General features: G+C 47.5%; 16 protein-coding genes. 4 read left to right on the forward strand and 12 right to left on the reverse strand.

Going from position 1 to position 19,860, the window contains the following annotated elements; translation table 11 throughout:
* The first annotated feature begins 7 nt into the window (after nucleotides 1-7).
* Entirely contained in the window at nucleotides 8-1,669 is a 1,662-nt protein-coding gene (locus METBU_RS0110340; RefSeq protein ID WP_017840555.1) for an ABC1 kinase family protein, read from the forward strand.
* 525 nt (nucleotides 1,670-2,194) lie between these two features.
* Here METBU_RS0110340 and METBU_RS0110345 read toward each other — a convergent pair.
* The 11 genes from METBU_RS0110345 to METBU_RS0110395 form a co-directional block, all read right to left on the reverse strand.
* On the reverse strand, nucleotides 2,195-2,395 hold the full coding sequence (locus METBU_RS0110345) for a hypothetical protein (protein ID WP_017840556.1): 201 nt from the start codon (nucleotides 2,393-2,395) through the stop codon (nucleotides 2,195-2,197).
* Nucleotides 2,396-3,266: 871 nt separating this feature from the next.
* Nucleotides 3,267-5,261 carry a flagellar hook-length control protein FliK gene (locus METBU_RS25275; protein WP_017840557.1) on the reverse strand — a complete coding sequence of 665 codons (1,995 nt, stop codon included), beginning with the start codon at nucleotides 5,259-5,261 and terminating at the stop codon, nucleotides 3,267-3,269.
* Nucleotides 5,262-5,288: 27 nt separating this feature from the next.
* The gene (fliJ, locus tag METBU_RS0110355) at nucleotides 5,289-5,741 is read right to left on the reverse strand and encodes a flagellar export protein FliJ (protein ID WP_026130145.1); all 453 of its coding nucleotides are present in this window, start codon (nucleotides 5,739-5,741) and stop codon (nucleotides 5,289-5,291) included.
* 231 nt (nucleotides 5,742-5,972) lie between these two features.
* Nucleotides 5,973-7,337: a flagellar protein export ATPase FliI gene (gene fliI, locus METBU_RS0110360; RefSeq protein ID WP_017840559.1), complete on the reverse strand. Its 1,365-nt coding sequence runs from the start codon at nucleotides 7,335-7,337 to the stop codon at nucleotides 5,973-5,975.
* Nucleotides 7,334-8,053 carry a flagellar assembly protein FliH gene (locus tag METBU_RS0110365; protein ID WP_017840560.1) on the reverse strand — a complete coding sequence of 240 codons (720 nt, stop codon included), beginning with the start codon at nucleotides 8,051-8,053 and terminating at the stop codon, nucleotides 7,334-7,336. The genes fliI and METBU_RS0110365 overlap by 4 nt, the downstream gene beginning before the upstream one ends.
* Nucleotides 8,040-9,050 (reverse strand): flagellar motor switch protein FliG, encoded by a 1,011-nt coding sequence (gene fliG, locus METBU_RS0110370; RefSeq protein ID WP_017840561.1) that lies wholly within the window; start codon nucleotides 9,048-9,050, stop codon nucleotides 8,040-8,042. Before fliG ends, METBU_RS0110365 begins: the two co-directional genes overlap by 14 nt.
* Nucleotides 9,043-10,791, reverse strand: a complete 1,749-nt coding sequence (gene fliF, locus METBU_RS0110375; protein WP_017840562.1) for a flagellar basal-body MS-ring/collar protein FliF — start codon at nucleotides 10,789-10,791, stop codon at nucleotides 9,043-9,045. The genes fliG and fliF overlap by 8 nt, the downstream gene beginning before the upstream one ends.
* A gap of 17 nt (nucleotides 10,792-10,808) precedes the next feature.
* The gene (gene fliE, locus METBU_RS0110380) at nucleotides 10,809-11,132 is read right to left on the reverse strand and encodes a flagellar hook-basal body complex protein FliE (protein ID WP_026130146.1); all 324 of its coding nucleotides are present in this window, start codon (nucleotides 11,130-11,132) and stop codon (nucleotides 10,809-10,811) included.
* A 57-nt stretch (nucleotides 11,133-11,189) separates the two neighbouring features.
* A complete protein-coding gene (locus METBU_RS0110385) occupies nucleotides 11,190-12,554 on the reverse strand; it encodes a sigma-54-dependent transcriptional regulator (protein ID WP_017840564.1) in 1,365 nt (454 codons plus the stop codon).
* Nucleotides 12,541-13,785 carry a sensor histidine kinase gene (locus tag METBU_RS0110390; RefSeq protein WP_017840565.1) on the reverse strand — a complete coding sequence of 415 codons (1,245 nt, stop codon included), beginning with the start codon at nucleotides 13,783-13,785 and terminating at the stop codon, nucleotides 12,541-12,543. The genes METBU_RS0110385 and METBU_RS0110390 overlap by 14 nt, the downstream gene beginning before the upstream one ends.
* 120 nt (nucleotides 13,786-13,905) lie before the next feature.
* Nucleotides 13,906-15,357 (reverse strand): sigma-54 dependent transcriptional regulator, encoded by a 1,452-nt coding sequence (locus tag METBU_RS0110395; RefSeq protein WP_017840566.1) that lies wholly within the window; start codon nucleotides 15,355-15,357, stop codon nucleotides 13,906-13,908.
* 633 nt (nucleotides 15,358-15,990) lie between these two features.
* Between METBU_RS0110395 and METBU_RS0110405 the strand changes: the two genes are divergently transcribed.
* The 3 genes from METBU_RS0110405 to METBU_RS0110415 all read left to right on the forward strand — a co-directional run bounded on the left by METBU_RS0110405 (nucleotide 15,991) and on the right by METBU_RS0110415 (nucleotide 18,350).
* Complete coding sequence (locus METBU_RS0110405; protein WP_026130147.1) at nucleotides 15,991-17,247, forward strand: HlyC/CorC family transporter; 1,257 nt, start codon at nucleotides 15,991-15,993, stop codon at nucleotides 17,245-17,247.
* A 96-nt stretch (nucleotides 17,248-17,343) separates the two neighbouring features.
* Nucleotides 17,344-17,979 carry an FHA domain-containing protein gene (locus tag METBU_RS0110410; RefSeq protein ID WP_017840569.1) on the forward strand — a complete coding sequence of 212 codons (636 nt, stop codon included), beginning with the start codon at nucleotides 17,344-17,346 and terminating at the stop codon, nucleotides 17,977-17,979.
* The gene (locus METBU_RS0110415) at nucleotides 17,976-18,350 is read left to right on the forward strand and encodes a PilZ domain-containing protein (protein ID WP_017840570.1); all 375 of its coding nucleotides are present in this window, start codon (nucleotides 17,976-17,978) and stop codon (nucleotides 18,348-18,350) included. The genes METBU_RS0110410 and METBU_RS0110415 overlap by 4 nt, the downstream gene beginning before the upstream one ends.
* Nucleotides 18,351-18,385: 35 nt before the next feature.
* Here METBU_RS0110415 and radA read toward each other — a convergent pair whose 3' ends face one another.
* A complete protein-coding gene (gene radA / locus METBU_RS0110420) occupies nucleotides 18,386-19,768 on the reverse strand; it encodes a DNA repair protein RadA (protein WP_017840571.1) in 1,383 nt (460 codons plus the stop codon).
* Nucleotides 19,769-19,860: the final 92 nt, after the last annotated feature.

Genomic DNA, 19,860 nt, shown 5'->3' on the forward strand with positions numbered 1-19,860 from the left:
CAACATAATGATACTGGAAACCTTATCCGTCGCTAGGGATTTCGGACGCGTTCATGAAATCACTTCGATTTTGATCCGCTATGGCTTCGGCGATCTAGTCCGCCGACTCGGCATTGTTGGTCTTGTTGAACGCGCAGGGCACGTTTTGCATTGGCATGAAATCGACGAATTGACCAGTATGGAACCACCGGAACGCATTCGTCGAGTTCTGGAAGAAATGGGACCTACTTTCGTGAAACTGGGTCAAATTTTCGCAACTCGCCCCGACTTGTTCAGCCCTGCCTGGATTGCTGAGTTCGAAAAACTGCAAGATCGAGCCCGTCCAGCGCCGATCGATAAAATCATGGCACAGCTGGAGGAAGATCTCGGCGCCCCGCCGCACGAAGTCTTTGCGTCTTTCGACATCACGCCGATAGCAGCAGCGTCAATAGGACAAGTTCATAAGGCTTCGCTGGAAGACGGCACTCAGGTTATTGTCAAAATCCGCCGTCCCGGCATCCGACCTACCGTCGAAGCGGATTTGCGCCTACTCAACCAGATGACTGAAGTTGCAGCCCGGGAAATCAAAGATCTACGTCGTTATAATCCACAGGAAATCGTACGACAATTCACATTATCGATGCGCCGAGAATTGGATTTGGCCATTGAAGGGCGCAATAGCGAACGCATGCGCACCAACTTTAAAAAAAGCCGCACTATCATCATTCCCAAAGTGTATTGGCAATGGACTTGTGAACGCGTCAATGTTCAAGAATATATCGACGGCATTTCGGGCCATGATATCGATCGCATCGATGACTCGAATTTAGACCGGAAAGAACTGGCTAAAACCGGTGCCGATGCGGTGCTTAAAATGATTCTAGAAGACGGTTTTTTTCATGCCGACCCTCACCCCGGCAATTGTTTTTTTCTTTCCGGCAATCGCATCGCGTTTATCGATTTCGGCATGGTCGGCAGACTCACCGACGAGCGCAGGAATCAAGTCGTCAATCTGTTGCACGGCTTAGTGGAGCGCGATCCGGATATCGTCGTCAAAATTCTTTTGAAATGGGCCGACAAGTCGATGGCAAATAAAGACGCATTAACGCTGGAAGTCGACAATTTTATCGATCAGTACCACGATATCCCATTGAAAGACCTTCACATAGGGGAGTTGCTGATTAACTTGACGAATTTACTGCGCGATCATCAGCTCAATTTGCCGGCCGATCTCACATTATTGATTAAAACATTCATTACCTTGGAAGGCTTGGGGCGACAACTCGACCCGTCATTTAATCTGGTCATAGCGGCAACCCCGCTACTCAAACGGGCGTTTCTACTCCGATACAATCCCGAAGCCATGGCGAGACGCGGTTTTAAATCGGCGGCTGGGCTCGTTGAAATGCTAAGCGAGTTACCGGAAGATATGCACCGAATTATGGAGGATTTGCGGCGAGGCGCGTTGAGCGTTCGCCTGGACATCACGCGACCGGAATGGCTGGGCAAGGAGCTCGACCGTGTGGTGAATCGAATTTCCGTCAGCCTAGTTACTGCGGCAATGATTATCGGCAGTTCTATTGTCTCGACCGTTGAAGGCGGCGCATCATCGTTTATCGGCTTGACCGCTTTCGTCGGTGCACTATTCGGAGGGATTTGGCTACTCTTTTCTATTTGGCGTAGCGGTTAAAATGTGAGTCCATTTAATCACAGAAACCGCGCCGATTACGCTGTAAGCGTCGACTGTCAGTTCACGACTAATACTCAAATATTTTTACAATGTCGGGTAAATATCATTTAGCTCAGCGTAAATCCGCTCATCCTTCGACAGCCCTCAGGAAACAGCTTTTTATATATTTAATATCAATGACTTGCCAATAATTAAAAATACGTCAAATAGCCACTGTTTCATAGTAACGCCACGCGACCGAAGGGCGCTTACTTTGATCAGGACAAACGGATTTACCTTTCCCCGTAAAGACAAGATTCACTGTGTACTCATCTCAGCAATTCCCAATTTGGAGATCAAAAAGGGTGTGGGGTATGCTTGGCGAGGATGGCGTGAATGCAGATTTTGCAGGGGCAAAAATCTGCCCTGCCGCCGACACCTGTCAATCGAGTCACCGAACCCTCCATAGAATAAGGAAGTTATTTACGACCAAATCCTAAGCATCGAATAATAGCCCTAAGAGCACAAAACATAAGACCGGTAAGGTCATGCTCGCTTAAGAGAAGCAACAGTTGCTCTAATAAATTCTCTTTCCGGTTTTTGTTGATTTAAAAATTGATTGAATAACATCAAAATGCCATGCGTATTGATATGAACATGTGCGCCGTAGCCCGTCATAACTAAAAATTCCTGATGCACCCTGTCAATAAACTGTGCGCGCTGTTGTGCTTGAAGTTGAGAATCCATATAAATATCCCCTTAAAATTGAATAAATCTTTTTTATTTCCGTTGAGGACATTATCCTATTTCTTGAATAATTTCCGAGCAATTGAGAGCAAAATTGAAAATTTATTGATTAACACTACTGAAAAATCATCTTTATGAAAGCACAAATAAGCATCAAAAAAACTTTCACCCAGAGCCCAGTCGAAACATAGACGGACACCCCTGCGCCGAATTTTGATCTACGGCGGGTGTAACAGATTACTTAGGAACGAGCATGAAATAACTTCGACAACTGTTGGAAGGGGGTTTGGTAACTCGACCGATAGGCGTCGGCGGCAGGGCAGATTTTTGCTCCATGCAAAATCTGCATTCATGCCGTCCTTGGCAATCAGTCGCCGCCGTCAAGCCTGGACGTATTCACCCAGCACCTAAATTCCATAGCCCATTGGCTATAGTTAACTATCTTGGATAATTTAGGTACTGGGTTCACGACGCCCTGTCAAGCGAATCACCCCGAACCACCAGCAATTCCCAGTTTGAGCAGTTTCGCCGATTTTAGGGTGTGGGTTGGCCGTTTTTAGCTTGATGCGTATGTCGCTAAGCCCCGACGAGCAATTTACATGTCTTTAAAAACTAAATCTAAAGGCAAAGCCTTGATAGTCTCACTGGTCAAACCAGTGGCTTACCTGTCAACGAGTTATTTTGTGCATATCCCTTACCCATCATCCTAATAAAAAGCATTTCGTCCACGAAACGCACGAAAATCACAGAATATTCAATTAGTTATGATTTTCAAGCTACTTACCCAATGAGTGACTCTAGTGGCTTATGCAACCGTATGTTTACTTTCGTGTATTTCGTGATTTTCGTGGACTGACTGCCGAATTTAGGATCATGCAAATAGATTCAAAATTCCTGAACTAACTATCGCATTTGCATTATCGACATCTTCGCTAGCATTAGCCGCACTATCCGAATTTCCGAAGGCATTGGGTCCTCGGCTATTTTTCTGTCCGCCTTCGTTTTGCTGTTGAGCGGCTTGACCAAATCCGGGTAGCTTAGCTTGTTCGCCAAGCGAAGCTTGAGTCACGCTAATCTCAGCTACATTCAACTGTTGAGCTCCCATCATTTCACGTAACTTCGGGATCGCGGCTTCTATGGCTTCTTTGACCGCAGCTTGTTGAGCGGAAAATGCGATTGTTGTTTGATCCTGATTCATATCGATACGAATTGAAATAGGCCCGAGATGCTGAGGATTTAGCTTAAGTTCGGCAAACGGCATGGCCCGATTATTCATCCAAACAATCCGTTCGCCTAGCTCCTGGTCCCATTCGGGATGCGCCATCGGCTTGCTCATTGCCGGTGCCTCGATTTTTGTTTGACCGGCAATTTGTCGGTGTAATTGAGCCATATCCAATGCCATTTTCGGAACCGGTTTCTCAACAGCCGCAGAAGGCGCTAATTTTTTTTCAATACTTGCGGTTTCGGAATCGGTCTTGGCATGCAGGTCAACAGCCTTTGCGTCAGTCGATACTTTGCTTTCCCCAGCAAGACGCTGTTCTTCGATCAGCGACTTGCCATTGCTCAGCTCCTCTCCGTTTTGTAATATATTTTTGATTAATTTAGGAATATTTCCATCACTATCGGTAATCCCAGTATCGTCGCTCTGGTTCTCAAGCGGCAATTTAGTATTTGCATCGACCGCCAGTATCGTCTCATCCGGACTTTTAATAATATTCAAAGGCATCGTCGATACCGGAATGGCCTGCGTATTGTCCAAGACGTTGTGATCGGACCTCATCGTCGCCGGCATGGCTTGCGCATCTTTCAGAACGGTGCGCTCAAGCCTCTTCGTTGTCTGCAATATATTTTTGATTAATTTAGGAATATTTCCTTCACCATCGGTAGTCCCGGTATCGTCCAGATCCTCAAGCGGCAACTTAGTATTTGCATCGACCGCCAGTATCGTCTCATCCGGATTTTTAATCATGCTCAGAGGCATCGTCGTTACCGGCATGGCTTCCATATTTTTCAGAACGGTGCGCTCAAGCCTCTTCCTAGTTTGCAATATATCTCTGATTAACTTAGGAATATTTCCTTCACCATCGGCAATCCCGGTATCGTCCTGATCCTCAAGCGGCAACTTAGTATTTGCATCGACCGCCAATATCGTTTCATCCGGATTTTTGATAATGCTCAGAGGCATCGTCGTTACCGGAATGGCTTCCATATTTTTCAGAACGGTGCGCTCAAGCCTCTTCGTTGTTTGCAATATATCTCTGATTAACTTAGGAATATTTCCTTCACCATCGGTAGTCCCGGTATCGTCCAGGTCCTCAAGCGGCAACTTAGGATTTGCATCGACCGCCAGTATCGTCTCATCCGGATTTTTAATCATGCTCAGAGGCATCGTCGTTACCGGCATGTCAGTGGGGCCTTCCTCGGCAGAAAGATCGAATATCCTCGCTTCATCCGTTTCGGCCCGGTCAACATTGCCGAACATACCAGCCGAACTCTCGGTCGCAGCCTCAATATGAGAGAGCACTTCGTTTAACGTCCTCATGGTTTTCTCTAAATCGATTTCTTGATCGAAACTCCCCGAGGCCGGCAATTTATTGCCCAATAAACCGGCAATTTCTTGCATGGCAGAACTCATTTGTTCGGAATCAAAACTTGTTAACTGTGTTAATTGTTCGGTTAATTCCGCTAAATCAGTCATTGGCAACGTTAAATTTTCCTGCGACTCAGACTGTGCGAGCAAACCGATCTGAGCCATCAAGGTTGTAGCAAAGTCACCGGATGTTTTATCTTCTCCCTGAAAAAGCCGGCCTAAATTTTCTTTGCCGACCGAACCGGATAACATCGTCAATAAATTTAAAGCGTTCATATACTTTTCCTCTTAACTATTACTGATTTATCCAGCATTTTTCGTGCCGCCGCGTTGTCCTGAGGCGACTCTGTCATCCTGTTCGGTCTGCTCGCGTCTATCTAACTGTTTAATTTCATCAGCTTGCGCCGCATCAAATAATTTTGACAAACTCTTAGTTCGATTGTGCAGCCCTATCCAATTACCGCGTACACGACTTAACTCCGTTTCCAATGACTGTAGCGCCTGCTCCTGTCCGTTAATCGCTCGATCGAGCTTATCCAAAAAAGACTTAAACTCCAGCAATTGTCCAACCCTAGCGCCGGCTTTACAGAAAGCATCGAATTTTTCCTGATATTCCTGACGATAATTAATCAAATGATCGAGCTGCATTTGCAATTGAACTTGTTTTTTTTGCACTTGCCCGAATGTTTCCAAGGCTTTTTTTTCCTGGGTAACATTTAACTCGACAATCGTTTTCAGGCGTTCGGACTTTTTCATTTTATTGATAACTACCGTAGCGAAGAATCGCTCATGAAATAACTTGAACAACTATCCTGACGCAGGGGCGGTTAGCGGTGAATAGTGAATAGTGAATAGTGAATAGTGAATAGTGAATAGTGAATAGTGAATAGTGAATAGTGAATAGTGAAATGGTGCGGCATTTTAACTACTTGTCAAGCCCTAATTTCCTCTTTCCTCTTTCCTCTTTCCTCTTTCCTCTTTCACCTTTCACCCTTCACCCTTCACCGCATTCTCAAGCAAATCGGACAACTCCAAGATACTTCGACTCAGGTCCACCGGCTCATTCATGTCTTGTTGCAAAAAAGTCCTAATCGCCGGTATTTTCTCAATCGCCAAATCGATATTCGGATTCGAGCCGGGTTTGTATGCGCCAACGCTGATGAGGTCTCTGTTTTGCTGATATAGCGAATACAATCCTCTCAATTTGCGCACCATTCGCAAATGATCGTCATCGACGATATCCGGCAAAACCCTACTGACCGAGGCCTCGATATCGATCGCCGGAAAATGCCCGGACTCCGCCAACTCCCGAGTTAGCACGATGTGCCCGTCCAATACGCCGCGAGCCGAGTCGGCAACAGGATCGTTAGGATCATCGCCTTCGGTCAGTACGGTATAAAAAGCCGTAATCGAGCCGCCGCCTTCATCGCCGTTTCCGGCCCGTTCTACTAAACGAGGCAACTTGGCAAATACCGAAGGCGGGTAACCTTTAGTGGCAGGCGGTTCATCGATGGCGAGCGCGATTTCTCGGTGAGCTTGAGCATAACGAGTCAATGAATCCATCAGCAGTAAAACATCCAAACCCTGATCTCGAAAATATTCGGCAATACTGGTTGCAAGCAAAGCGCCATTCGCCCGCATCAATGGAGGATAGTCTGCCGGCGTCGCGACAACGACAGAGCGACTAAGCCCTTCGGCACCCAGAATTTTTTGCACGAACTCGTTAACCTCACGCCCCCGCTCACCAATAAGCCCCACCACGACGACGTCGGCATTGGTAAATTTAGTCATCATGCCCAGCAAAACGCTCTTGCCGACGCCGGTTCCGGCAAATAAGCCCATCCTTTGCCCTCGACCGACGCACAACAAGGCATTGATTGCTCTAACACCGACATCGAGCGCTTCACGGATCGGCTTACGGCTAAGCGGGTTGACCGGAACGCCGGTAAGCGAAACCTGCGCATCGGTCTTCAAAGGTCCCTTACCGTCCAGAGCATTACCAGCCCCATCCAATACTCGGCCCAGCAAGCTAAAACCGACTCTGGCCAAATATTCCTTGCTCATCGGAATGACGCGGCAGTCCGGTTCCAAGCCATAAGGATCACCGGTCGGCATTAGAAACAAACGATCGCCGGAAAAGCCGACGACTTCGGCTTCGATAACCCTGCCCGCTTTAGTTTGTACTTGACAACGAGAACCGATGGGAGCCCTACAACCGACAGCCTCGAGTGTCAATCCGACCATTCTGGATAGCTTGCCTTCCACGATCAGTTCCGGTGGCTGAACCAACCGATTGGCGTAAGGTTTTAATTTACCGAGCCAAATCTCGTTTCGATCTAGCGAAGACTTCATGATGTTTCGTCCCTAATCCGTTCATCGCCGAGCATTTGAGCAATAACGGCCGCCAGACGTCTTTCGACCGAGGCATCGACATGAGACTGCTCCGCATCCACATGACAACCGCCGCGACTGAGCAGAGGATCTTCTTTGATCTTCCAAGGCGCCGGACGATCGTTCAACAAAAACACCGACCGTACCAATTCCGCATCGTCAGGATGTAAAGTTAATGTTATTTCCCGCGTTGCGATAGGTAATACATTGACGGCCTCTCTAACCGTCGCCACAATTTGCCCCGGATCCGATTTGATTTCACGACGAACCAACTGCTTGGCTATCGCTATCGACAAATCCACCAGCTCTTTTTCGACTTCTTCATCCAGTGCATTCAAAGGTTCGCTGAGCGTCTCCAATATTTCGGCTAATTGCAAACCTTGTTCGCGCAGTCGATGTATGTTTTCATCATAACCCTTTTTCAAACCTTCCTCGTACCCTTGCAACCGCCCTTCTTCGTAACCTTGCTTAAAACCCTCTTCTTTGCCTGTGGCGAAAGCTTCCTCATAGGCTTGCTGTTGCATTGCTTCAATATCTTGGACGGTCATCACCGGGCTGCGCGCTTTATCAGCTTCGCTTGACTTCGAGCGTTCTCGTCCCGACACATCGGGCATGTCCCAAAGACGCAATGCCTCCAGTTCGTCATCGGTGAAACCCGACTGTTTAGACGAGCTCATCGCCACTGCCGCTGCCTAACATGATTTCTCCGGCATCTGCCAACTTCTTCGCGATTCCGAGTATTTCTTTCTGCGCCGATTCGACCTCGCTGAGCCTCGCCGGCGGCGCCGCCTCTAGATCGTCTTTCAGCATTTCGGCGGCTCGACGCGACATATTGCCGAATATTTTGCCTTTCAAGCTGTCATCAACACCACGCAATGCCAACAGCAAACGATCGGTCGATATTTCTCGCAATAGCGTTTGAATACCCCTATCGTCAACCGTCGCAAGATCCTCGAAGACAAACATCTTATCCATGATTTCCTGCCCCAGCACGGCATTATTATCATTGATATCTTCCATGATCTGCTCGCTGACCGAGCCTTCCATGAAGTTCAGAATATTTGCCACGGTATCGACGCCGCCGACCGATGACGATTTCATGCCATCGCTACCCGTCAATTGTTTTTCCATAATTTCATCCAATTCCTTTAATGCCGCCGGCTGTATACCTTCCATCGTCGCAATGCGCATCAGAATATCCGAACGCATGTTTTCCGGTAATAAGGCTAAAACATCGGCTGCCTGGTCACTATCCAATAGCGATAGAATGATCGCGACAATCTGAGGATGCTCCAAACGTATCAGATCGGCAATCGACCGTGTATCCAACCATTTCAATTGCTCAATCCCTTTGCTGTTCGCACCCAGCAAGATTCTATCAATAATACTTCCTGCCTTATCGGCCCCTAAGGCCCCCGTCAGCATGTTTCGAATAAATTCGTCCGAATTAATGCCCAAGCCGGTTTCATCCTTGATTCGAGTAATGAATTCTTCAAGCACGGCATCCACCATTTCCGGTGAAATAGCGCCAAGTCCAGCCATGGTTGACCCGATCAGCTGCACTTCTTTAGGTCCCATGTGCTTCAGTACCGCGGATGCACGCTCCTGTCCCACAGCTAAAAGCAGCAGCGCTGCACGCTGCGGATAGGTCAAATCGAGTTCTTTCTCAGACATCTTGCTTGGCCCAATTCTTAATGATCTGTGCTACTAATTGAGGATCTTCGTCAACTAATTTTTGCACATACTCCAACCGTTTCTCGTAACTCTGAGGCGCTTCCAGCAGCAACAGATCTTCGGTCTCGGAAGACAGCCCAAGCTGCCGCTTCTCGGCCTCATCTGCAGGCACCGCGTAAGGCACTCCTTTTTCGTCAAATGCAACGGCGCCGCCCATGGCTTCGGCTTCCGCTTTTGCCAGCGCCAATGCCGCGGCTTTCCGTTCTTCTTCAGTACGGCCTATTAACCCTTGCATGGTCGGCTTTAGAACGCCGAAAATCAAAAATAAAATAACCGCGGCAGCCGCCAACTGCTTTAAGGCGTCAATAAACCAAGATTGTTCCCAAAGCGGCGCATCTGGCAATGCTTCAAGTTCATCCGCCACCCTGAATGCAACATTGGATACGGTCACTTGATCGCCGCGGCTACTATCGAAACCGACCGCTTGCCTGACCAAATCGCTCAGTCGGATGATATCCTCTTGAGGATAAGGTTCGCTAGCGATACTCCCATCTTCGCGAACGACAGAGCGGTTATCGACAACCACGGCCACAGACAATCGCTTGAGTACACCGCCGGCAAGACGAGTGTGCGTGATAGTTTTATCGAGTTCGTAATTCCGCGTGGCACTCTTGCTAGAGGATCCTGACGATCCCCCCGGCGTTTCGGCACCTTCACCGGTTGCCACTTCAGGCGCTATACCGGCCGGCGGCGGCTGGTTAGTCAACGCCCCCGGCACACCCTGAATGGCTCCCATGGAACTAAGATCCTCCTGAGTCTGCTCACTACGTAGCGCCGGCAAGTCGGGGTTAAACATTTCTTGGGTTCTTTCAGTCACGGAAAAGTCGACATCGGCCGATATTTGCGTGCGTAAACCATTGGCGCCAACTAACGGCGTCAAAATATTTTCGATGCGCGCCATTAAATGTTCTTCGATATTTTTCTTGTATTCAAACTGCTTCGAAGTCATTGAGATATCGGAATCGGTTCCTTTAGCATTGAGCAAACGCCCGGTTTGATCGACGACCGTCACTTGCCCTGCTTCCATTAAGGGAACGCTGGAAGCGACTAGATGAATAATCGATTCGATTTGTCCTTTATCCAAGGTTCTGCCCGGATATAGGTTGACCATGACAGAGGCGCTGGGTTTTTTCTGCTGCCTAACGAATACCGACTGTTTTGGCATCGCCAATATCACCCTTGCCGCCTTAACACTTTGAATTGTCATGATCGTACGCGCAATTTCCCCTTCCAATGCCCGCTGAAAACGCATTTGTTCAATATTCTTGCTGGTTCCGAAGCCTTGCTCTTGATCGAGTAGTTCGTAACCTAAACTGGTACTCCGCGGCAAGCCTTGAGCGGCCAGTCTCAATTTTAATTCGCGAACATCCGCCCCCGGAACCATGATTGCTCCCGATCCGGATTCGACTTTGTATTTAATGCCTTCTTTATCCAATGCCTCAATTATCTCCGCCGCATCTTTTTCGGCAATGCCGGCGAACAATAAATTGTAGGAGGGTTCTTGCGACCACAGCACGATCGCCACAGCCACCGCAACGCTGAAAGCAAATCCGAGCATCAAACCTATCTGACGAGCCATTGTCAGCCCAGCCAAACCTTTCAACAACGGATTACCGGTATCAACTTCCCTTGCCTGGGGAGTGGACGTTCCGACTAATTCATTTGCACCTTGCTCGCTCATCTTAATTCACTGCCTGCCTACATCGGCATATTCATGACATCTTTATAGGCATCGACCAGTTTATTTCTAACCTGAACCATGGCCTGAAAGGACACGCTGGCTTTTTGCATGGCCACCATCACTTCGGCCAAGCTAGCATCCGACTCTCCGGTTTCGAATGCTGTGGACATCGCACTTGCAGTCGCTTGCTGCGTATTCACCGAATCGATCGATTGTTTCAACAACGAAGCAAAGTTAACCTGATCGCTATTTTCCAACACTTGCGGCTTTACACCCGCCCCGGCCTCGATAGACATCCGGCGCATTTGCGCCAGCACTTGATTGACATTCATTTCACTCATGACCATTCTCAATTATTCAAACACGACTTTCTAACTTAAAAAGCAAAATTCAGGCCATCAAGCCGAACATGGAATAGCAATGCCGGATTCTTTCATTCTGGCAATTTTATAGCGTAGTGTTCTAGGACTAATACCTAATTTTTCGGCCGTGGTTTTACGACTACCATTTTCGGTCAGTAACGTTTGCAAGATCATTTTTTCCTCTGCAGAGCGCACTTGATCACCTAAAGAAGACGCGTCTTCGGAACTATCGACACAAGCGTTTTCGATGACGGTTTCAGACATGGCATGCAGATCTACATGCTCCTCGAAGATTAAATCTTCTACTGCGATTCGCTTACCGCTTTTTAAAATCAACGCCCGCTGCATCACGTTTTCCAATTCTCTTACATTACCCGGCCATGAATAATTTTGTATTTTATCTAATGCTTCACGATCGAAAACGGCCTCGCACGCCGCGTCGAAACCATGACGCCGTAACATCTCGATAGCCAACGGCACAATATCGCCAGGGCGCTCTCGCAATGCCGGTATTCTCAGCGGAAATACACTCAAACGATAATATAAATCTTCTCTAAATAAACCCTGCTCGACAGATTGCTTCAATTTGCGATTGGTTGCCGCCAAAATTCTGACGTTCAATTCAATCTTTCTATGACTGCCGATGCGTTCCACTTCTTTTTCCTGTAAAACGCGCAATAATTTAGCCTGTAAGCCTAAATCCATCTCGGCGATTTCATCCAGCAGCAATGTTCCATCCTGAGCCAGCTCGAATTTTCCCGGCATCGATTGTACCGCGCCGGTAAAAGCGCCTTTATCGTAGCCGAACAACATCGCTTCCAACATATTATCCGGAATAGCGGCACAATTGACCGCGACAAAAGGCCCGCCGCGATACGGCGATTGCTCGTGTATGGCGCGTGCAACAACCTCCTTACCGGTACCGCTTTCTCCCTGCAACAGCACCGTGACATGGGTTTGCGCAACGCGCTCGATCAAACGATAAAGTTTTTGCATCGCCGGATCCGGCCCTATCGCAAACCCAGCAGTAGGTGCATCGACAACGGCAAATACGGCCACTTTATCGATTAAAGCCGAAGCCTCGAAAGGCTTAACCAAATAATCGACTGCTCCTTCCTGCATCGCCCTAACCGCTTTAGGCACAGTTCCATAAGCCGTCATCAACAATACCGGAAGCCCCGGATGCAGAGCGTGTATGTTACGCAACAGCTCAAAGCCGTCCATCACCGGCATTTGCACATCGCTAACAACCAACTTTACTCGGTTACGCCCGAGCTTTGCCAATGCTTCCGTTCCATTATGCGCCGCCAATACTCGGTATCCTTCAAGTTCTAGCGTATCCGAAAGCGCCTCGCATAGATCGGGATCGTCTTCGACAATCAATACGTCATATTGCTTCATCATATAACTCCTCGAACTTAGCCTGCCTTCCCGAAAACCCGCCGGGTAATGCCGGTTTCGTATCCCAGGCAATCGGCAATTCCAATTCAAACACGGTCCCCATGCCCGGCACCGAGTCGCAACTCACCTTGCCGTGATGCGCTCTAACAACGCTGTCGACAACGGCAAGCCCTAAACCTGTGCCGCTGCTTTTCGTGGTATAAAAAGGTTCGAATACCCTCTGATACAAAGCCTTTTCAATGCCCGGTCCGGTATCGCGAACGGTAAAGATAATTTTTTGCCGCGAAGACCGTTCCACCGTCAACGCAACAACACCTTTTCCAGCACAGGCCTCAAAGGCATTGTTCAATAAATTCATAATCGCACCGCGTAATGCCGGCTCGTTACCCGTCAATATCTCGAAGCCCGCCTCATTTTTGAGGTTAAATTCAACAGAGTTACAGGCTGCTAAGCGGTCCGTCATTGCATCTTCGACATTGCCTAGCAAGTCATGCAGTGCGAAAGTCGCCATCGACAAACGCCCTTCCTTCGCGAAAATCAGCATATCGTTCACCTGTCTTTCTAAATAATGCAGGCGTTCGAGAATCTTGCTTGAAAATTGTTGCCGTTTGCTCTCGCCTATACCGGGCCTTGACATTTGCGAAGCATACAAAATAGCGGTCGATAACGGTGTTCTGACTTGATGAGCCAGGCTCGCGATCATTTCGCCCATTGCCGATAAATTATTTTGCCTATCGACCAGATCCTGCAAGACCCGCATTTCGCTTACGTCAGACAACAAAACCAGTTGCCCCGCGCCTTCAGTCAATGCGTTATAACTCAAGCCGACACGCTTACCGCTCGGTAATTGCCGCTCGTGGGGGTTCTCGGAAACCGATTTAAGACTGCGTCCGGCTACTTCAGACCAAGGCCTTTGCAATAATGGCTCACCTAAATATTCGAGCGCTGTGGGGTTGCAATCGGCGACTTTGCCGGAAGGATCGATAATCAAAATACCGGCCGGTAAAGCGGCGAGTATTTGCCGTAAACGTGCCGCGAATTTTTCGTTTTCCAATAGCGTTTTAAGTCTCTCGCTACGTGCTGCGGCCAACTCATCGCTCAGTTTTGCGACTTGCCGCTCCAAATTTTGATAGGAAACCGTTAAGTCTTGAGACAACTCGTTGAAAAGTCGAAAGGCATCGGCGAGTTGTTCGGTTTTGTTGTGGGATTGTGAAATCGTTGATGAAGACATAAACTGATCGCTCCGGATGGTTCAATCAGATTAGAGCAAAATACGGACCACTTTATTTCAACCGTACACTCAACGACTTACCGTTAAACTCCTATTCCCTTCGTCAAAAATCTGTCGGCGTTATCGCTGCAGATCGTATTTACGAAGCTTTTCGACTAGCGTCGTTCTCTGCATTTTCAAGCGCTTGGCGGCATGCGCAACCACGCCGTTACATTCTTCCAGAGCCTGACGGATTAAATCGCTTTCCATGTCGCTTAAATATTCCTTCAAATCGATACCTTGCTTGGGTAATTGAAAAACTCCCGAGGAACTTCCCCCCGGATCGGTATTCCTGCGAACGGATTCCGGTTCGAATGAATCTTCCGTGACGATTTTTATGTTCTCCGGTACGACATAATGCTGAAACTTTTCCGGCAAGTCTTCTGCGTCAACTAAACCGTTCGGTTTGATAATCGCGAGTCTTTCGATCAAATTAGCCAACTCCCTCACATTACCCGGCCATTGATGTTGCATTAATAGCGCAATCGCCGCATCGGTCAACCGCACGGAACCGCGATTCTCGGACGCCATTCTCTGTATCAAATCCTTTGCCAACAAAGGTATATCCTCGGCCCTATCTCTCAATGCCGGCATTTCGATCGGAAAAACGTTCAACCGGTAAAACAAATCCTCCCGAAACCGATTTTCTTTGATTTCGTCGTCCAATTTTCGATGCGTCGCGGCAATGATACGAACGTTACAATGCATTGTTTTATTGCTACCGACCCGTTCGAATGTCCGTTCTTGCAACACTCGCAATAGCTTGACCTGCATTGCCATCGGCATATCACCGATCTCGTCGAGAAACAACGTACCGCCTTCGGCCAATTCAAAACGGCCTTGCCGGGTCGATAACGCGCCTGTAAAAGCGCCTTTTTCATGCCCGAATAGCTCGCTCTCCAACAATTCGCCCGGAATCGCACCGCAATTAATCGGCACGAACGGCTGATTGCTGCGTAACGACCAGTCATGCACAGCCCTAGCGACGACTTCTTTACCGGTACCAGACTCGCCCAAAATTAATACTGTTGCATCAGACTCGGCGACTTGATCAATGAGTTTACACACCTCGATAATCGCCTTGCTATTACCCTTGAGACGTTGCTTCGACGATAAGCGCCGCTCGTAAACTCGTCTATCAAGGGCATGGCGGAGTATTTGTCCGTTATAGATCGAAGCTAATATTTCATCTAATAATTTCTTCAATGCAGCATGAGTGGTCGGCCATACCAATTGTTGAAACAGCATATCTTCGACTGCCGTAGGCAGCGCCGCAGCAACATCCTTATTTTTCAACAAAATCACCGGAGCCCGTTCGGTCTTCTCCAAGACGGATTTTATAAGCGAAGCTTGCTTATCGATCGAATCGCCAATAAATACGGCAATTAAATCATCGCCGCAGCGTTCGATACCCTCGGTAATAGCGGTTGGAAGAGCCATTTCCACCCGGTGCTCCATAAATTCTAATACCGCTTTGAATTGAAGCGCTCTGGTTTGATTATCATCGATCAATACAATACACGGCCAAGCCATAATTCTTTTTTACCTGAAATATCCGTCTATCTTTGCGCGAGTATCCCGCGCTCTAAAATTTGGACTAGAAAATACGTCGAATGAAGGTTTTTTTCGCATGATGCCAAAAAAATCGGCATGCGGTAAGAGGTTAGCCTATTTTGATAAAAAATCCTTAACAATTCACGGCAAACGATATGAATTGCACCATCTAAAACCAAGCCATTATAAAAAGATCCTATAAATTTGTTGCTTATATCCTTTGCGAACAAAATAACTGCTGTTTAAGCCTATAGGCGCCAACTTAAGAAAAAACGCATCATTCCGCAAGGGATGGCAATACGTAGCTTCACATTCATGCAGATATGACGAATAATGCTTCAAATTCGCCATAGATATAGACACGTAGGATTTGCAAGACGTTATTTATCATGAAATCCTTAGTTGACACTTATGCGTTTAAGACCTGCAATGATCGCCTCGACAGACATAAGCCCGCCGTTACTAAAATAAACGATTTTTCAATTCGATCGAAGTTGTATCGTCAATATTTCAAGCCTATCGTAGCAAAAAACAGAAACATCTCAGCTTCAGACTTGACAAAATTTCGTTATTAGAGAAACTAAAGCAGTTTTTTAAAATTAGAGCACCCCCTTGAACGATATTCCCCTTAGTATACTTTTCGGCACACTGGCACTTCTTCTTTTACTCTCGGCCTTTTTTTCCGGATCGGAAACAGCCCTAATGACTATCAACCGTTATCGGCTGAAACATTTGGTAAAAAAACGCCATCGCGGGGCAACGAAAGCCCACAAACTTCTCAAGCGTCCCGACCGCCTGATCGGGCTGATATTATTAGGAAACAATTTCGTTAACGTCCTAGCTTCTTCTATTGTTACCGTCATTTCCATTCGCTTGGGCGGTGAATCGGCGATTGCCATCGGCGCCGGCGCGCTAACCTTGGCCATTCTAATCTTTTCCGAAGTGACGCCAAAGACTTTAGCCGCGATCAGACCCGAATCGTTAGCCTTCATATCCGCGTGGATTTACGTACCATTATTAAAGATATTTTATCCTATCGTTTGGATCGTCAATCTTATCTGCAATCTATTGCTTAGAATGTTCGGTATTCATGTCTCGAAAAACAGGCAAGAAACCATTAATAAAGAAGAGCTCAAAAGCATCGTATCGGAAGCCGATAGTTTAATGCCCACACGTTATCACAATATGATGCTGAGCATTTTAAACCTGGAGTCCGCTACGGTCGAAGACGTTATGACGCCGCGCAATGAAATCATCGGCATCGACTTGGAAGACCCCATTGAAACGATTATCGAGTTTATTCAAAATAGTAAACATACACGCTTACCCGTCTATAAAAAAAGTATCGATAGAGTACTCGGCTTTCTGCATTTACGAACGGCGCTGTCGTTCAGCAATCAGCCGGAATTCGATAAGCAACAAATTACCAAAAACCTTATCAAGCCTTATTTCATTCCTGAAAACACGCCGTTACACACACAAATGCAATATTTCAAGAACGAAAGAATTCGTATCGGACTGGTGGTCGACGAGTACGGCGATGTTCTAGGATTGGTTACATTAGAAGATTTATTGCAAGAAATCGTGGGTGAATTAGTCAACGAAGACTTAGGCGTCCTCAAACAGCCCGACGGCAGTTACCTGGTCGATGCCAGCTTGACCGTACGCGAATTAAACCGCATCGCCAATTGGGAACTTCCTACCGAAGGCCCGAAAACAATCAACGGATTGATTATCGAATTCATGGAAACCATCCCGGAACCGGGAACCAGTTTAAAATTGCACGGTTATCCGGTAGAAATCATCAAACGTAACAAAAACTCGGTGACTCAAGTCAAGTTTCTTCCGTTTAAGACAGCCCATCATTAGCGCTATTTTTTTGCATGCGTTATCACAGGATTTTTTGGGCAACTGAATTAATACGGTCTATACTTTACATCTGATAGTTAAGTACTCGCGGATACCATGGCAAAATTCACCGTTTTTTTCAAAGATAAAGCGATCGATTCGGTATTGTTTGAATCGGGCGTTATGCATATCGGCCGCGACGAAAGCAATGATCTGACACTCAACAGCTTGGCCGTAGCTCCGGCACATGCTGCCGCGATTATTAAGCAAAACGGTTGCCTAATCAAACAACTCAACGATGATTTTCCATTGATCGTCAATGGCGAAAAGCTTAAAGAATGCCTTCTTAATAATAACGACCGCATTACCCTTGGAAAATATTCGCTGATCTTTAATACCACGGAATCGGTGGCCGAAATACCCAAGCACGAAAGTCCCGAGGTTAACCAGCTGAATCAGGAAATCGAGCACAACCTGAACCTGCCCGAAGCTAACCTTCAGGTCATGGACGGACAGCATATCGGACGAATTCTTCCCATGAAAAAAGCCATGACTCGATTAGGACGAAACGGCGGAGGAATTGCCGTTATCGCCCGACGAAAAGAAGGTTACTTTATTTCTTCGCTGGAAAATAACTCGAACATGACGATCAATAATCAGCCATTGGGCGATAAAACCGTAAAGTTGAATAACAACGACCTGATTGTTATCGACAATACGACCCTACAGTTTTTTCAAAATCCACACAAATGAAGATCTCACCCTCCGACAAACGCCGTTATCATCGTATTTTTTACGACACCCCTGCACAATTGAGCTGCGACGAAATAAACCAGCCGTGCAGACTGGTCGACCTTTCATTGAAAGGCTGCCTGCTTCGCTTCGACGGCCCTTGGCTAGGCGACTTGGAAAAAATTTATATGCTCACATTCAGCCTTTCCGAGGACAACACGATTGCAATGGCGCTAAGCATATCTCATATCGTCGATGACACCGCCGGGTTTAAATGCGAACACATCGACATCGATAGCATCACGCACTTAAGACGCCTCGTTGAATTGAATCTTGGCGATAGTGAATTATTGGAACGCGATTTACTTGCGCTGACCGAACTCGAGCTTTGAGCAGCTTCCAGGCTATAAGCGCGCGGGACAAGCCATTAGCACTCAATCTCGCCCAATACATCCAATGCCTCCGCCAAATTAGTAACCGGGTAAATTCTTAATCCTTCAACGGCTTTTTTAGGGGCATTACTCTTCGGAATGACTGCCCTCTTAAAGCCGTGCTTGGCCGCATCGTTGATTCGCGCTAAACCGTTCGCAACCGGTCTAATTTCGCCATTCAAACCCAGCTCTCCGAAAAAAAACGTATCATGCGGAATGATTTTATCTTTCAAGCTCGATACGATGCCGACTACGATCGCCAGATCGGAACTGGTTTCGGTAACCTTGATGCCGCCGACCACATTCGCATAAATTTCATCATTCGCGGTAAATATACCGCCGTGTCTCGATAATATCGCCAGCAACATCGCCAACCGGTTCTGGTCGAAGCCCACTGCCAAGCGCCGTGGATTACCGTATTGACACTCGGTAACCAATGCTTGGATTTCGACCAACAGAGGACGGGTACCTTCCCACAGCACAGTCACGACACTACCCGAGGACGGCTTTTCGGCTCGGTTTAGGAACATCGCGGAAGGATTTTTAACCTCTTTGAGTCCGGTACCGTCCATCGCGAAAAAGCCCAATTCGCCAACGCTACCAAAACGATTCTTATCGGCTCTAAGCACCCTGAACCGAGCATCGTTAGTCGACGACAGCACCACTTGGGTATCGACAATATGACTGAGGGTCATCGGCCCCGCCAACGATTGGTCCTTCGTAACATGACCGACCATGAATACCGAGACATTATGCCGCTTAGCATATTGAGTCAGATAACTTGCAGACTCTCTAACTTGAGATACCGACCCCGGGGCAGAGTCGGTATCGTGGGTATACATGACCTGTATCGAATCGATCACTAAAACCTGCGGGTTGATTTCGTCCAGTACATCGCACACACTCTGCACAGAAGTTTCCGCGAGCATGTTGATCCGTTCGCCGGACACGTTCAGTCGGTGGGCCCGCTCGGCGATTTGTTGCAAGGATTCTTCGCCTGAAACATAGAGAACATCAATCCCTCGCCGGGCCATATCGGCAATCGCCTGAAGTAATATAGTACTCTTACCGGCCCCCGGTGCGCCGCCGATCAGCGTTACGCTGCCTCTGACGACACCGCCCCCCAAAACCCTATCGAACTCGGAAATACCGGTCGAGAGCCGTTCCGCCTGAGCCAAATCGACATCGGACAATGCTTGCACGGATGACTTAATCCCGGAATAACCATCCGTTCTTTTATTCCGCTCGGATTTGCCCGAACCAAGCCGCACTTCTTTAATTGAATTCCAGGCTCCACAGGCCGTGCATTGCCCGTTCCAACGAGGGTAATCGGCACCGCACTCCTCGCATACGAAGGCCATTTTAGTTTTTTTACTCATACTGGATGACAATTACATCTATCGCATCAAGTTTCGGCAGAGGGTAAACATATTTAAAGCCTAATTTAAGCGGCCTTGAATACGAACAATAA

The sequence above is a fragment of the Methylotuvimicrobium buryatense 5G genome, from assembly GCF_000341735.1.
In the GTDB taxonomy this organism is placed as follows: Bacteria; Pseudomonadota; Gammaproteobacteria; order Methylococcales; family Methylomonadaceae; genus Methylotuvimicrobium; species Methylotuvimicrobium buryatense.

What these genes read in the sequence shown, in the direction of transcription:
- METBU_RS0110385 (WP_017840564.1), bottom strand. Translation starts at nt 12,554, where the DNA reads ATGAAGCAATATGACGTATTGATTGTCGAAGACGATCCCGATCTATGC.
- radA (WP_017840571.1), bottom strand. Translation starts at nt 19,768, where the DNA reads ATGAGTAAAAAAACTAAAATGGCCTTCGTATGCGAGGAGTGCGGTGCC.
- fliJ (WP_026130145.1), bottom strand. Translation starts at nt 5,741, where the DNA reads ATGAAAAAGTCCGAACGCCTGAAAACGATTGTCGAGTTAAATGTTACC.
- METBU_RS0110345 (WP_017840556.1), bottom strand. Translation starts at nt 2,395, where the DNA reads ATGGATTCTCAACTTCAAGCACAACAGCGCGCACAGTTTATTGACAGG.
- METBU_RS0110410 (WP_017840569.1), top strand. Translation starts at nt 17,344, where the DNA reads ATGGCAAAATTCACCGTTTTTTTCAAAGATAAAGCGATCGATTCGGTA.
- fliI (WP_017840559.1), bottom strand. Translation starts at nt 7,337, where the DNA reads ATGAAGTCTTCGCTAGATCGAAACGAGATTTGGCTCGGTAAATTAAAA.
- fliF (WP_017840562.1), bottom strand. Translation starts at nt 10,791, where the DNA reads ATGAGCGAGCAAGGTGCAAATGAATTAGTCGGAACGTCCACTCCCCAG.
- fliG (WP_017840561.1), bottom strand. Translation starts at nt 9,050, where the DNA reads ATGTCTGAGAAAGAACTCGATTTGACCTATCCGCAGCGTGCAGCGCTG.
- METBU_RS0110390 (WP_017840565.1), bottom strand. Translation starts at nt 13,785, where the DNA reads ATGTCTTCATCAACGATTTCACAATCCCACAACAAAACCGAACAACTC.
- METBU_RS0110395 (WP_017840566.1), bottom strand. Translation starts at nt 15,357, where the DNA reads ATGGCTTGGCCGTGTATTGTATTGATCGATGATAATCAAACCAGAGCG.
- fliE (WP_026130146.1), bottom strand. Translation starts at nt 11,132, where the DNA reads ATGAGTGAAATGAATGTCAATCAAGTGCTGGCGCAAATGCGCCGGATG.
- METBU_RS25275 (WP_017840557.1), bottom strand. Translation starts at nt 5,261, where the DNA reads ATGAACGCTTTAAATTTATTGACGATGTTATCCGGTTCGGTCGGCAAA.
- METBU_RS0110365 (WP_017840560.1), bottom strand. Translation starts at nt 8,053, where the DNA reads ATGAGCTCGTCTAAACAGTCGGGTTTCACCGATGACGAACTGGAGGCA.
- METBU_RS0110415 (WP_017840570.1), top strand. Translation starts at nt 17,976, where the DNA reads ATGAAGATCTCACCCTCCGACAAACGCCGTTATCATCGTATTTTTTAC.
- METBU_RS0110340 (WP_017840555.1), top strand. Translation starts at nt 8, where the DNA reads ATGATACTGGAAACCTTATCCGTCGCTAGGGATTTCGGACGCGTTCAT.